The 13,488-nt window shown below is 37.0% G+C and carries 13 protein-coding genes; 6 read left to right on the top strand and 7 right to left on the bottom strand.

Annotation, left to right across the window (positions count from 1 at the left end):
• Positions 1-18: 18 nt before the first annotated feature.
• Entirely contained in the window at positions 19-366 is a 348-nt protein-coding gene (locus KO02_RS07495; protein WP_038697194.1) for an arsenate reductase, read from the bottom strand.
• Between the two features lie 406 nt (positions 367-772).
• On the opposite strand from KO02_RS07495, the gene fbaA reads away from it, so the two are divergent.
• Together fbaA and KO02_RS07505 are read left to right on the top strand one after the other, a co-directional pair.
• Complete coding sequence (fbaA, locus tag KO02_RS07500) at positions 773-1,852, top strand: class II fructose-bisphosphate aldolase (RefSeq protein ID WP_038697196.1); 1,080 nt, start codon at positions 773-775, stop codon at positions 1,850-1,852.
• 174 nt (positions 1,853-2,026) lie between these two features.
• On the top strand, positions 2,027-2,701 hold the full coding sequence (locus KO02_RS07505; protein ID WP_038702293.1) for a head GIN domain-containing protein: 675 nt from the start codon (positions 2,027-2,029) through the stop codon (positions 2,699-2,701).
• A gap of 69 nt (positions 2,702-2,770) precedes the next feature.
• Here KO02_RS07505 and KO02_RS07510 read toward each other — a convergent pair whose 3' ends face one another.
• The 5 genes from KO02_RS07510 to KO02_RS07530 form a co-directional block, all read right to left on the bottom strand.
• Complete coding sequence (locus tag KO02_RS07510; protein ID WP_038697198.1) at positions 2,771-3,628, bottom strand: fumarylacetoacetate hydrolase family protein; 858 nt, start codon at positions 3,626-3,628, stop codon at positions 2,771-2,773.
• Positions 3,629-3,805: 177 nt separating this feature from the next.
• Positions 3,806-4,738 (bottom strand): 30S ribosomal protein S6--L-glutamate ligase, encoded by a 933-nt coding sequence (rimK, locus tag KO02_RS07515; protein WP_038697200.1) that lies wholly within the window; start codon positions 4,736-4,738, stop codon positions 3,806-3,808.
• Positions 4,739-4,804: 66 nt separating this feature from the next.
• Positions 4,805-5,239 carry an ATP-dependent zinc protease gene (locus KO02_RS07520; protein WP_038697202.1) on the bottom strand — a complete coding sequence of 145 codons (435 nt, stop codon included), beginning with the start codon at positions 5,237-5,239 and terminating at the stop codon, positions 4,805-4,807.
• Positions 5,240-5,293: 54 nt separating this feature from the next.
• Entirely contained in the window at positions 5,294-6,472 is a 1,179-nt protein-coding gene (locus KO02_RS07525; protein WP_038697204.1) for an AIR synthase related protein, read from the bottom strand.
• A gap of 59 nt (positions 6,473-6,531) precedes the next feature.
• Positions 6,532-7,017 (bottom strand): DNA-deoxyinosine glycosylase, encoded by a 486-nt coding sequence (locus KO02_RS07530; RefSeq protein WP_038697206.1) that lies wholly within the window; start codon positions 7,015-7,017, stop codon positions 6,532-6,534.
• Between the two features lie 216 nt (positions 7,018-7,233).
• On the opposite strand from KO02_RS07530, the gene KO02_RS07535 reads away from it, so the two are divergent.
• The 4 genes from KO02_RS07535 (at position 7,234) to KO02_RS07550 (ending at position 12,114) form a co-directional block, all read left to right on the top strand.
• Entirely contained in the window at positions 7,234-8,106 is an 873-nt protein-coding gene (locus tag KO02_RS07535; RefSeq protein WP_038697208.1) for an SPFH domain-containing protein, read from the top strand.
• A gap of 89 nt (positions 8,107-8,195) precedes the next feature.
• Positions 8,196-8,900: a dipeptidase PepE gene (gene pepE, locus KO02_RS07540; RefSeq protein WP_038697210.1), complete on the top strand. Its 705-nt coding sequence runs from the start codon at positions 8,196-8,198 to the stop codon at positions 8,898-8,900.
• A 68-nt stretch (positions 8,901-8,968) separates the two neighbouring features.
• Positions 8,969-10,285 carry a magnesium transporter gene (gene mgtE / locus KO02_RS07545; protein WP_038697212.1) on the top strand — a complete coding sequence of 439 codons (1,317 nt, stop codon included), beginning with the start codon at positions 8,969-8,971 and terminating at the stop codon, positions 10,283-10,285.
• Positions 10,286-10,380: 95 nt separating this feature from the next.
• Positions 10,381-12,114 (top strand): thiamine pyrophosphate-dependent enzyme, encoded by a 1,734-nt coding sequence (locus tag KO02_RS07550; protein WP_038697214.1) that lies wholly within the window; start codon positions 10,381-10,383, stop codon positions 12,112-12,114.
• A gap of 46 nt (positions 12,115-12,160) precedes the next feature.
• Here KO02_RS07550 and KO02_RS07555 read toward each other — a convergent pair whose 3' ends face one another.
• The gene (locus tag KO02_RS07555) at positions 12,161-13,474 is read right to left on the bottom strand and encodes a voltage-gated chloride channel family protein (protein ID WP_051959805.1); all 1,314 of its coding nucleotides are present in this window, start codon (positions 13,472-13,474) and stop codon (positions 12,161-12,163) included.
• Between the last annotated feature and the right edge of the window lie 14 nt (positions 13,475-13,488).

Consider the following 13,488-nt stretch of genomic DNA (forward strand, 5'->3'; position numbering starts at 1 on the left):
ATAATCGGTTTGTAACGATTATTTTAAGATAGAGGCGTATTCAATTTCATCAAAACCCACCAAGATTTGTTGACCACCTTCAATGACTGGACGCTTGATCATGCTGGTGTTTTTAGCCAAAACTGAGTTCGCCGATTTGGCATCGATGACAGCTGCTTGTTCGTCGGCATCTAGTTTTTTCCAAGTGGTTCCTTTCTTATTCAATAGTTTTTCCCAGCTAATTTCTTTTTCCCATTCGATTAGTTTCGCCTCCGAAATACCCTCTTTTTTGTAGTCGTGAAAAGTATAGTCTAATTGATTATCTGCTAGCCAAGTAATTGCTTTTTTGACTGTGTTGCAGTTTTTGATTCCATAAACGTGTAACATAATATCCAATATTTTTAACCAAACTTAGATAAATTGAGCTTTATAAACAATATAATCAAGCGGAATATAGCAACAAGTTATTTTTAGGATGTATTTTATATGTTTATCTATAGTAATCGTTATGCTTATGCAATGAAATAGTGGCTTTAGTGTAGCGCTAAAAGCATATAATCTCCCAGTTAAATTACCTTTTCAAGTCGTGATGTTGCTATATGCAGATATTGGGAAGGTATAACAGTTTTCCGTCATCATTATGAGTAGAGCCAGTAATATGGAAGGAAGTCACTATCTTTAGGTTAATTAATAAGGTTAGTGTAATATGTACACTTTATAAATTATGTAGAACAATAATTTTTTTTTACCTTAGTCCATAAATAGATTATAAATATCAAAAGCAAATTATAATATGAGCCTAAAAGATTTTAAAGGTGTATTGACAGGAGATCAAGTACAAGAGTTGTTCGAATTAGCAAAAGAGCATAAATTCGCACTTCCAGCAGTTAACATTACTGGTACAAACTCAATCAATGCTGTGATGGAAACTGCTAAAGCAGTTAACTCACCTGTAATTATTCAATTATCAAACGGTGGAGCACAATTTTACGCTGGTAAAACATTAAATAATGATGGTTTAAAAGCGTGTATTCTAGGTGCTGTAGCTGCTGCTCAACACGTACATTTATTAGCAGAACACTATGGTGTTGCTGTTATTTTGCATACTGACCATGCTGCTAAGAAATTGTTACCTTGGATCGACGGTCTATTAGATGCTGGAGAGAAATTTTTTGCGCAACATGGTAAGCCATTATTTTCTTCTCATATGTTAGATTTATCTGAAGAGTCTATCGAAGAAAATATCGAAATTTCTGCAAAATACCTTGCTCGTATGAAACCACTAGGTATGACTATAGAGATTGAATTGGGTGTTACAGGTGGAGAAGAAGATGGTGTAGATAATTCTGATGTTGATAGCTCTAAATTATATACGCAACCAGAAGAAGTGGCTTATGCTTACGAAGAATTGTCGAAAATTTCTGATAAATTTACTGTAGCAGCTGCTTTTGGAAATGTTCACGGTGTATACAAACCAGGAAACGTAAAATTACAACCTGTTATTCTTCATAATTCGCAGGAGTATATTCGTGAGAAATTCAATTTAACAGCTCAAAAACCAGTAAACTTTGTTTTCCATGGTGGTTCAGGTTCTTCTCCGGCAGAAATCGAAGAAGCAATCTCATACGGTGCTATCAAAATGAATATCGATACAGATATGCAATGGGCTATGTGGGATGGCGTTCGTGAATACGAAGCTAAAAACCATGACTTCTTACAAAGTCAAATTGGTAATCCTGAAAGTGCTGATTCACCAAATAAAAAATACTATGATCCTCGCGTTTGGTTACGTAAAGGAGAAGAAGCTTTCGTTACACGTTTGAAACAAGCTTTCGAAGAATTAAATGCAATCGATATTAACAATAAATTGTAATATCAGATCATGCTACCTTTGGTAGCTGTTAAGAGCGCATGGAGGGATTTCACTTCATGCGCTTTTTTAATGCTTTATTTTTGTCTATTTTTTGTTAAAAACTGCTAAATTATGTGCTAAAGTCAAGGATGGTGCATATTTTGCAGAACAGTTACACGAAAACAATAAATGAATATGAAAAAATTAGGATTAGGTGCGATTTTATATTTTATTGCGCAATTTGGTTTTGCTCAAACAAAGCAAAATGTGGGAACCTTTAATTCCGTAGATGTGACGGATAAAATACAAGTGGAGTTGATTCATGGAAAATCTAATGAGGTTGTGATAGAAGGTGATAATTCCGAAAATATTCAAGTTGTCAATACAAATGGGGCACTGCGTATAAAAATGAATACTTTAAATGCCTTACAGGGTAATAATGTTAATGTAAAGGTTTATTACGATGCATTGAAAAGTGTGTCAGCAAAGAAGGGAGCCAAGCTTATTAATAGAGACGCTGATCAGCTTGTATCCGATCAGTTGAGCGTGTCTGCAGCTGAAGGGGGCTTGATTGTTATGCATGTACAGGCTAAGAAGGTGGATGTCAAAGCAACATCTGGTTCAACGATCTCTCTTATAGGAAAAAGTATAACGCAGGATGTCATTTCTAATTTCGGAGGTAAATATGAAGGTAAAGATTTACTGACCGATGTGAGCAATGTGACTGTGAATGGCGGAGGTAAAGCGGAAGTTTATGCTAAAGATTCTATTGTCGCCAAAACAAGAGCAGGGGGTGTAATCGATGTTTATGGTAAACCTGCCCACAAGTCAGAAAAAAAATTGGCTGGAGGTATGATCAATTATAAATAATTGGCACGCTATGTATTAAAGTAAGCACCTGAATACATCAGGTGCTTGCTTTACTATTTCATCAACATGTTAGGTGTTGCGATAATCGACAAATGTATTTTTAGCTATACCTAAGCCATCTATACCATATTCGATTACATCACCATCGACTAAAAAACGTTGTGGGATGTGTCCGATACCTGTTCCGGCGGGTGAACCTGTAGAAATAATATCACCAGGAAATAGTCCAAAGAAATCGGAGATATAGGATAAAAGATCTTTTACAGGAGTAATGAAGTTTTTTGTATTCCCCTCTTGCATCAATTCTCCATTCAATTTTAACCAGATACGCAAATTTCCGTCATCTTCAATTTCATCTTTGGTGACGAAGTAAGGGCCTAATGGAGCAAAAGTATTGTAACCTTTTCCTTTGTCCCAAGTTCCGCCTCTGTTTTTCATAAAATGCCTTTCTGTTACATCATTCATCATGACATATCCTGCAATATAATCGCTGGATTCTTCAATAGGAAAATGGTTTCCTTTTTTTCCAATTACAATAGCCAATTCTGTTTCCCAATCTGTATGGTAAGAATTTTTCGGAATGATGATATCATCAAAGGGACCATTTAATGCTGAAATAGCTTTTAAAAATAAAATGGGCTCTTGCTCCTGGTTCAACCCTGTCTCTGTTGCATGGTCTGAATAATTAAGACCCACACATACAATCTTACGTGGATTTGCAATAGGAGTGCCGATACGTGAATCAGCGGGAATTTGATTTAGATTTTTTAAATTTTTATTAATATAATCTTGTAGTCTTTCAAGTCCGCTGTTGGCAAGAAAATCATTATCGTAATCTTCCCCGAATCCGGATGTGTCGTAATGTATATTGTTAATAAGAATCCCTGTTTTTTCCTGATCTAATGGCCCGTATCGAAATAGCTTCATGTTAATTGTAATGTTGAATGGCAAATTTAACCCTATATTCTTATTTGATCGTTCTTAAATTGTCAAAATGAGGTTTTGAAGTTCTTAAAAGGTATTTAGTTATTTGTATAACGATAAATGCGTGCTGTCTAACTTTTATGAGAATGAAAAAAGGTTCCATTTACGGAACCTTGATTTTTATAAATTGCTTTGTTTTTTCTTCTTTTTTCGAACAACTGGTTTAGCGGCCATCTTTAACTCATATTGTTTTTCAAGATACAGGATAATCTCGCCTGCAATATCTTTTTTCGTCGCCTTTTCTATTCCTTCCAATCCTGGTGAAGAGTTTACTTCCAACACGAGTGGACCTCTGTCGGATGGCATCATGTCAACACCACAGACTGTTAATCCCATAGAAGCTGCTGCTGCAATTGCCGTCTCGCGTTCGTTTTTCGTTAATCTAATGATTTCGGCTGTTCCACCGCGATGGATATTCGAACGAAATTCCCCTTCTTTGGCTGTTCTTTTCATAGCACCTACTACTTTTCCTCCAACAACAAAAGCACGAATGTCGGTGCCTTTTGCTTCCTTAATATATTCTTGAATTAATATATTATTTCCTAGGCCATAGAAGGCTTCGATAACAGAAGATGCTGCTTTTTTGGTTTCTGCTAATACAACTCCAATGCCTTGCGTTCCTTCCAATAACTTGATGACCAATGGAGCACCACCGACCATATTGATAAGGTCGTCTACATCCGAAGCGGTACGCGCAAATCCAGTAATTGGAAGTCCTATACCTGCACCAGAAAGAATTTGCATACAACGCAGCTTGTCTCTCGAACGGGTGATTGCTTGACTCGGATTAGCGGATATGACGTCCATAACTTCAAATTGTCTTACAATGGCAGAACCATAGAAAGTAACGGAAGCTCCTATACGAGGAATGATTGCATCAATATCAGAAATATCCTGACCTTTATAGTGGATGCTTGGTTTGCCTTGTTGAATGCCCACATAGCATTTGCTGTGGTCAATAACAACGCATTCATGTCCACGTGTTTCTGCGGCCTCTACTAATCGACGTGTCGAGTATAAGCTTTTAACTGTTGATAATACAGCGATTTTCACTTTGCTATGATTAGAATGATTTAATTGTAATACTGGTCTATAAACAAATATGTACGAATATAAGTTTTATCCAATGGATTTTTGGGACACATTTGATCGTGAGACATCAACGATAAATTTTTTACTTAGGAAGCTTTTTCCTAATAACATGGGGTATCGCATGGAAGAGCGGTCTCTAAAAGATAACTTAATGTCGAATAATTGATTGTATAATTTGGCTTTCGTTAAAATATAATAACGCTTTTCTTTGTGACCGAATGAACTTTTAACGATCTTTTCTTTATAAACGGGGAACTGAAATATGCGTAGTTCCTGTGTTTTAAAATTAATGATAATATGACAAACAATCCATTTTTGATTGTCAATTATTTTGATTTCATAAGATTCACAATGTAAAACAGAAGACCCAGCTCCAGTATCTACTTTAGCTTCGAAATTAAATATACCAAGTTCTGGTAAATCTAATGATTCCTTCCATCCCACAATTAGTTTATCTTTCATGGCTATAGGGAGTAATAAGGCTTGAAATTACATCAAGCCTTATTCTAATTTTTATTATTCGTAAATAAATTCGCCGTAAGGAGATTTTACTGTTACTTGTTTTGTAGCAGATGTCTCTACGCGACCAATAATTTGAGCTGGTATACCAAAAGATTCTGATATTGCAATAATTGCAGCTGCAATGTCCTCAGAAACATATAATTCCATGCGGTGTCCCATATTGAATACTTTGTACATTTCTTTCCAATCGGTATTTGATTCTTTTTGAATTAATTCAAATAAAGGAGGAATAGGGAATAGGTTGTCTTTAATGACGTGTACGCCATCAACAAAATGCAATACTTTCGTTTGTGCACCACCAGAACAATGAACCATACCATCAATTTGAGGACGGTAAAGGTCTAATATTTTTTTGATGACGGGTGCGTAAGTTCGAGTCGGAGATAGCACTAATTTTCCGGCAGTAATTTCTTCACCTGTTTCAACTGTGATTTTGTCGGTTAAATTTTGACTTCCTGCAAAAACTAAATCATAAGGAACAGCTGGGTCAAAACTTTCAGCATATTTTTCGGCAATACTTTTATTGAAAACATCATGACGCGCTGAAGTCAAGCCATTGGAACCCATGCCGCCATTATATTCGTTTTCGTAAGTCGCTTTTCCTGAGGAAGACAAACCAACGATGACATTACCTGGTTTGATATTATGATTAGAGATTACATCTTCACGCTTCATGCGGCATGTAACCGTACTGTCTACAATGATTGTGCGTACCAAATCACCTACATCTGCTGTTTCACCACCTGTCGAGTAGATGCCAATTCCCATTTCACGGAGTTCTGCTAGAATTTCTTCTGTACCATTGATGATTTCTGCAAGAACTTCTCCAGGAATAACATTTTTATTACGACCAATTGTTGAAGATAGCAAAATATTGTCTGTAGCACCGACACAAAGTAAATCATCTAAATTCATGATGATTGCATCTTGTGCTATACCTCTCCAAACAGATATATCACCTGTTTCTTTCCAGTAAACATAGGCCAAGGAAGATTTTGTACCTGCGCCATCGGCGTGCATAATATTACACCACTGCTCATCACCACCTAGAATATCAGGAATGATTTTACAAAAAGCTTTAGGATACAATCCTTTATCGATGTTCTTAATAGCATTGTGTACATCCTCTTTACCTGCGGATACACCTCTTTGGTTATATTTTAAATCTGACATGTTGCTGCAAAAATAATGATTCGTTATGAATTTAATGCTTTTATTACTGGAAATATTTGTTAATCTTTTTTAAGGATAGTTTCCCATTCTTTAAATAGTTTTTCTAATGAATATTGTGCATTTGCCGGACTGGTACTTGGTAATATGTAATATTGATGGTGCTCCGTTCTTTTAAAATGTTTTTTAAAGAGTTGATGCGCCTTTTGACCATTGAAAATTATGGTGTGCAATTGTGGGTGGTCGATTAGGAATTGGGCAAGGTTATTCGGTTCTTCTTCAACGATGGCGATATCCATACTCCCTTTTCTGTTCGCTTGTGCACAGACATCCCATAGTCCAATTTGGTTTATTAAAAGCGTTTCTAACTTTTCGTTATATGATTTAAAATCCGTGCTATTAAAAATCAGTTTTATTAATTTCCAGAATCGATTTTGAGGATGTGCATAATATTCACCTTCTTGAATGGATTTATCGCCTGGTAATGACCCTAAGATCAGTATTTGAATATGATTGTTTGCAATTGGTGCGAAAGATTGTTTTAACATATTGATAATGAACTTCTGCTACGAATTTAAAAATTCTTTCTGATATCATGAATTTTCTAAGACTGAAATCTTAAAATGCTCTATTTCCTCTGAAAATCATTTTTGGTGGTAGATGTGATGTCGGACTCAAACGAGAAATTTTGTTTTATAAAATGCAATAATATATAAAAAAAAATTATCTAAGTTTGATATGAAACAATAATAAACTAAACAATTATGGAAAAATTAATCAAACCACTTTCCGGTTATTTGGCTCTTTTAATGGCTATTGTTCTTATGCTATTGGCTATTGTGTTTTTCGTTCAAGCAGACGGTTCACCCTGGTATATTTTTGGGGGTATTTTGTTTTTAATAGCGGCATTGTTCTTATTAAAAGGTTTGATGATCATCAACCCGAACCATTCGCGTGTATTGAATTTCTTTGGTCGTTATGTGGGAACTGTTAAAGAAAATGGACTATTCTTTGTCAATCCTTTGTATTCAACTTTAAATGTTAGTTTAAGATTGGATAATCTGCAAGGACAGACTTTAAAAGTAAATGATAAAATGGGTAACCCTATTGAAATTGGCGCGGTTATCGTTTGGCAGGTAGGAGACACCTATAAGTCGACTTATGATGTTACGAATTATACTTCTTACGTAAATACGCAGAGTGAAGCAGCTGTAAGGCATCTAGCCGGTAGTTTTCCATATGATAATTTGGAAGTTGACTCCAATAATGAAGAGTCAATTACTTTGCGTGAAGGTGGTGAGATGGTCAATCAAATATTAGAGCGGGAGTTATCCGACCGATTGGCACCAGCAGGTATTCTTATTAAAGAAGCACGTATCAGTCACCTGGCCTATGCTTCTGAAATAGCTGGAGCGATGTTACAACGTCAGCAAGCGACAGCTATTGTCGCTGCTCGAGCAAAAATTGTGGAAGGTGCAGTAGGTATGGTAGAGATGGCCTTACAGAAATTGTCTGAGAAGGATATTGTTGTACTTGATAATGAGAAGAAGGCTGCAATGGTCAGCAACTTAATGGTGGTGTTGTGCGGTGAGAAAGCCGTATCTCCGGTTCTTAACACAGGATCTCTAAATCAATAAGTATTTTTCAAGTTCGTTTTTAATTATGTTGAAATAAGGTAATAAATTCTAAATTTGAATGATTTTTGATTAGTAAGATTATATTAAATATGTATAGTAATTTTAGATTGCTTGTTATCAGTACGAGCACAATTCACGGAAGTTCGTTTTTAGCTTATATAAAGGATGATTTCGTCGACTTCATTCAAACGGATGAATTGATTTTTGTGCCCTATGCAAGGCCCTCTGGGATTTCTTATGATGATTATACGGTAAATGTCCAATCAGCATTGGCTGAAAAGGGGATTGCAGTAAAAGGTTTACATACATTTTCGGATAAAAAGGAAGCAATCAAACAGGCAAAAGCAATTTTTATAGGAGGAGGTAATACTTTTCTTTTACTCAAAACGCTGTATGAATTGGATCTTATTGGCGACTTGAAAACTGCTGTTGCGGCAGGTGTCCCTTATGTAGGTACTTCTGCGGGATCTAATTTAACGGGATTGACGATAGGGACAACTAATGATATGCCCATTGTTTATCCACCTAGTTTTGATGCCTTGCAGTTTTTGCCCTTTAATCTCAACCCACATTATCTGGATCCAGACCCCAATTCCACCCATAAAGGAGAAACAAGAGAAACGCGGATAAATGAATTTCATCAATTCAATAGTCAAGCAGTTTTGGGATTAAGAGAAGGAAGTTGGTTGCATGTCGAAAATGGCGAAATTCAACTTAAAGGTACATTATCAGCAAGATTGTTTCAACAAGGAGAAGAGCCTATTGAGCTTAATCCTGGTCAACTTAATTTCTGAGACTTTTGCACATCATGTTTGCAATTCAGTCTTTAGATCTTAGCGGCGACACTAAAAAGTAAAAGTTTATGGGGAAAAAAATAAAAGTACATCCCGCAGATCTTGCTGAGGCTCTAGGTAAATTAGATAAGGAGTCTTTATATCAACAATTCAATCAATATAATCTTGAATTGAAACTCGAGATATTCTCCTTTTTGGAAAAGGACGTTCAATATCGATTAGCACGTTCTCTTTCCGAATCGCAACTGACTGAATTGCTTAACAATTTGAAACCCGATATTAGGAATCAATTGTTTTCTGATTTACCTGATAATTTGATTAAATATTTAATCAATCTATTGAATGAACGGGAAAAGCAATTGGCTCTGAAATTGATTGGTTATGCTGAGAACAGTATAGCAAGGCTGATGACTCCTATGTATGTACAAGTTCGACCTTACTTTACTGTCGAGCATGTTTTTAAGCATATTAAGTTATTTGGTAAAAAGGCTGAGACATTAAATTTCATTTATGTGGTAGATGAAAATAATGTGTTGATTGATGATTTGAAAATAGGAGAGTTGTTATTGGCAGATGCTGATACCAAAATTTCGGAATTGATCGACTATAATTTTGCTGCTATAAAAGCAGCGACACCTATGGAGGAGGCGTTTGAGATTTTTCAAAAATATGATCGAAGTGCGCTTCCTATTACGACAGAAAATGGAGTTTTGGTGGGGATTGTCACGTTTGATGATGTGTTGGATCAGATAGCAGACCGTGATACGGAGGATATCCATCGTTTTGGTGGTATGGACGAGCTCGATGTTGCATATACAAAAACGCCCTTGATGAAATTAATTCAGAAAAGAGCAGGGTGGCTTGTTATTTTATTTTTAAGTGAAATGCTGACGGCATCAGCAATGGCTTATTATGATGGTGAAATAGAAAAAGCAGTAGTTTTGGCATTATTTGTTCCATTAATTATTTCGAGTGGCGGAAATTCGGGATCGCAAGCTGCTTCTTTGATTATTCGTGCCATGGCTTTAGGCGAAATAAAGCTAAAAGATTGGTGGTATGTGATGAAACGGGAGATCTCTTCAGGATTGATTTTGGGAGGGATATTGGGTATTATAGGTTTTTTAAGGATTTTAGTATGGCAAGAATTGGGAATCTATGATTACGGTGTCTATTGGGTGTATATTGCCTTAAGTGTATCCATATCGTTGTTATTTGTGGTGCTTTGGGGGACTTTGTCTGGTTCTGTGATTCCATTTGTTTTACGGAAGTTTGGTTTAGATCCTGCAACTGCTTCCGCACCATTTGTAGCGACTTTGGTGGATGTATCTGGATTGATTATTTACTTTACCATTGCAGGTTTATTTTTAGCGGGTAAATTGCTGTAAAGTTTCTTTGCATAAGATTTTAAAACTGATCGTGCTTTTCATTGTTATTTAAAGACCGAGCATTAAATTGGCTCGATTGACTTAAATAACTTAATATGGCAAAGATTGTTGCAGATCAATTGGTTGAAATGCTTGTTGAAGCAGGTGTAAAACGTGTATATGCGGTTACGGGAGATAGTCTTAATTTTTTTAATGAAGCCATCCGTAAGGATGGTCGAATCAAATGGATTCATGTAAGGCATGAAGAAGTGGGGGCTTATGCTGCAGCTGCTGAAGCTGAATTGGATGGCATAGCCTGTTGTGCTGGAAGTTGTGGCCCAGGGCACATCCATCTTATCAACGGTATGTACGAGGCCCATCGTTCTCATGTTCCCATGATCGTGATAGCGTCTACCATTAATACCCCGGAAATGGGAATGGGATATTTTCAAGAAACAAATACCATCAAGCTTTTTGATGACTGTAGTTGTTATAATCAGTTAATCACTACAGCCGAACAAGCACCTCGAATTATTCAAACGGCTATACAACATGCGATTGGGCAGAAAGGTGTAGCAGTCATCGGTTTACCGGGCGATGTGTTAGAGATGAAAGCTCAAGATTCGTCAGTATCTACACAGTTGTTTCGTGTAAATCCAGTCATTCGACCTTCTGATGATGAGTTAGATGCTCTTGCTAAGACAATCAATGCAAGTAAGTGTGTGACTATTTTTTGTGGAATTGGTGCTACAGCTGCCCATCGTGAAGTTGTTGAACTCTCACAGAAGATTTTAGCTCCTGTAGGTTATTCTTTTAGAGGAAAGATGGGGATTCAACATGATAATCCTTTTGAAATAGGTATGACAGGTCTATTGGGACAGGCATCAGCTTATCAGAGTATGCACGAGTCTGATCTGGTCTTGTTATTAGGGACTGATTTTCCTTACGATAAGTTTATGCCTGAAGATAATAAAATCATTCAAATTGATACTGCAGTGGAACGATTAGGACGGAGGGCAAAACTAGAGATGGGGTTATGTGGTGATATTAAACACACCCTGCTGGCGCTATTACCGTTATTGGATCAAAAAGAAGATACGAGCTTTTTAGAATCTCAATTGAAGATTTATGAGAAAGTGAAAGATAATATGAGGATGTTTATGGAAGAGCAGGGGGGAGAGGATACCATTCAACCAGAGTTCTTGGCACACTGCATTAACGAACTCGCCACCGACAGTGCAATCTTTACCGTTGATACGGGTATGACCTGCGTTTGGGGCGCTCGCTTCATTACGGGGACAGGTAAAAGACAGATGTTAGGTTCTTTCAATCATGGGTCAATGGCCAACGCAATGCCTATGGCAATAGGTGCAGCGCTGTCACATCCTGAAAGACAAATCATTGCTATGTGTGGCGATGGAGGTTTGTCCATGTTGCTTGGTGATTTAGCGACAATCAACCAGTATCAACTACCAATTAAAATCATAGTCTTCAATAATAGATCGTTGGGTATGGTTAAATTAGAAATGGAAGTTGTTGGATTGCCAGATCATGAGACCAATATGATGAACCCTGATTTTGCTGCTATAGCTCAAGCTATGGGTTTTAAAGGCATTAATGTGCATAAACCCGAGGAAGTAAGGAATGCTGTAGAATTTGCATTATCGCATCCTGGACCTATTCTTCTAAATGTTTTCACCAATCCTAATGCATTAGCAATGCCTCCGAAAGTAGATTTTGATCAAATGGTGGGGATGGCAAAATCCATGTCCAAGCTGATGTTGGGCGGCAAGATGCAGGAAGTACTGGATACCATAAAATCCAACTATAAACATCTCAAAGAGCTGTAATGTATACTATAAAACACCTAAGAATTTATTTATGTTATCGGATTCTTTAGGTGTTTTTATACTTTTTGAATTTCTTTAATTTTTCTTGGATACCAGATCTCCGTCTCTTTAAATGGAGGTAAAAATGATGTTTTGGACCTTTTAAAATTTGACTTGAGTAAATCCCATTTGCACCAGAAAAGAAATAGGCAATACAGCATGCTATACCAAAATATATACTTGCCTCATAACCAAAGAGCTCGATTCCCATGAGTAGACAAGCAAATGGTGTATTGGTCGCTCCAGCAAACACGGCGATAAAACCCATTGCTGCCAATAATCCCAGAGGTAGTGGAATGATTCCAAAAAGGGCATTGCCGAGTGCCGCTCCAATAAAAAAGAGGGGTGTAACTTCTCCGCCTTTAAATCCAGCTGAAAGGGTGAATGTGGTCAGTAATAGCTTAATCAAAAAATCATAAGAATTTAAGGGGCTGTCAAATGATGCTAATATTGTAGGGATCCCTAATCCAATATATTTCGTGCTTCCTAAGAACCAAATCGAAAGTACAAGTATCAACCCTCCGATAAAAGGTCGAAGTGGAGGATATGCTATTTTTTTGAACACCGTGCCAAAGAGGTCACTGCATAGTGTAAAGAGGTAGGCCACTAATCCGAAAATTGCACCTGCCACAACTGAATAAAGTATGGATGATGTATTTATTGCAGGTATGTCCTCTTGAATATGGTAATGTGTGTGGGCTACATTCCATAGGGAACATGTATAGTTGGCGATAAAGGCAACGAGTATACTTGGGATCAGTGCTTTTAATCTGGACTTTCCCCCTGTGATGACCTCTAATCCAAATAATGCTCCGGCCCAAGGTGTCCCAAAAATAGAAGCAAATCCGGCACTAATTCCAATTATAATTAAAATTTTCCGGTCATCATGATTGAGCTTCAAAACTCTTGTGCATTGATCAGCAATAGCTCCTCCGATTTGTACTGCTGTCCCTTCTCTTCCTGCCGATCCTCCAAAAAGGTGGGTGAGTAACGTACTGAACAAAACCAAAGGAGCCATTTTTAAAGGGATTGGATGTTCACTTTGGTAATATTCTTTAAGTAAAAGGTTATTACCCTTGTCCGATACACCACCGTAGTAGTAATATAATAGGCCAATGGTCAATCCTGCTAGGGGTAAGCCTAAAATAATCAAAGGATGGGCCTCTCTATAATTGGTTACCCAAGACAAACTTGTTAGAAAGAAGGCGGAAATGGAACCAACGACGCTACCGACTACTGCGGTAATCAATAGCCATTTTAGGGCTGTGATCGTTATTGTACGAAACGAATTTTCTGAAAGGTTACTGTTTTTTGCTAACATGTCTACTTGATAAT

Source organism: Sphingobacterium sp. ML3W, from assembly GCF_000747525.1.
Lineage (GTDB): Bacteria > Bacteroidota > Bacteroidia > Sphingobacteriales > Sphingobacteriaceae > Sphingobacterium.

What these genes read in the sequence shown, in the direction of transcription:
- KO02_RS07495 (WP_038697194.1), bottom strand. Translation starts at nt 366, where the DNA reads ATGTTACACGTTTATGGAATCAAAAACTGCAACACAGTCAAAAAAGCA.
- fbaA (WP_038697196.1), top strand. Translation starts at nt 773, where the DNA reads ATGAGCCTAAAAGATTTTAAAGGTGTATTGACAGGAGATCAAGTACAA.
- KO02_RS07505 (WP_038702293.1), top strand. Translation starts at nt 2,027, where the DNA reads ATGAAAAAATTAGGATTAGGTGCGATTTTATATTTTATTGCGCAATTT.
- KO02_RS07510 (WP_038697198.1), bottom strand. Translation starts at nt 3,628, where the DNA reads ATGAAGCTATTTCGATACGGGCCATTAGATCAGGAAAAAACAGGGATT.
- KO02_RS07520 (WP_038697202.1), bottom strand. Translation starts at nt 5,239, where the DNA reads ATGAAAGATAAACTAATTGTGGGATGGAAGGAATCATTAGATTTACCA.
- KO02_RS07525 (WP_038697204.1), bottom strand. Translation starts at nt 6,472, where the DNA reads ATGTCAGATTTAAAATATAACCAAAGAGGTGTATCCGCAGGTAAAGAG.
- KO02_RS07530 (WP_038697206.1), bottom strand. Translation starts at nt 7,017, where the DNA reads ATGTTAAAACAATCTTTCGCACCAATTGCAAACAATCATATTCAAATA.
- KO02_RS07535 (WP_038697208.1), top strand. Translation starts at nt 7,234, where the DNA reads ATGGAAAAATTAATCAAACCACTTTCCGGTTATTTGGCTCTTTTAATG.
- pepE (WP_038697210.1), top strand. Translation starts at nt 8,196, where the DNA reads ATGTATAGTAATTTTAGATTGCTTGTTATCAGTACGAGCACAATTCAC.
- mgtE (WP_038697212.1), top strand. Translation starts at nt 8,969, where the DNA reads ATGGGGAAAAAAATAAAAGTACATCCCGCAGATCTTGCTGAGGCTCTA.
- KO02_RS07550 (WP_038697214.1), top strand. Translation starts at nt 10,381, where the DNA reads ATGGCAAAGATTGTTGCAGATCAATTGGTTGAAATGCTTGTTGAAGCA.
- KO02_RS07555 (WP_051959805.1), bottom strand. Translation starts at nt 13,474, where the DNA reads ATGTTAGCAAAAAACAGTAACCTTTCAGAAAATTCGTTTCGTACAATA.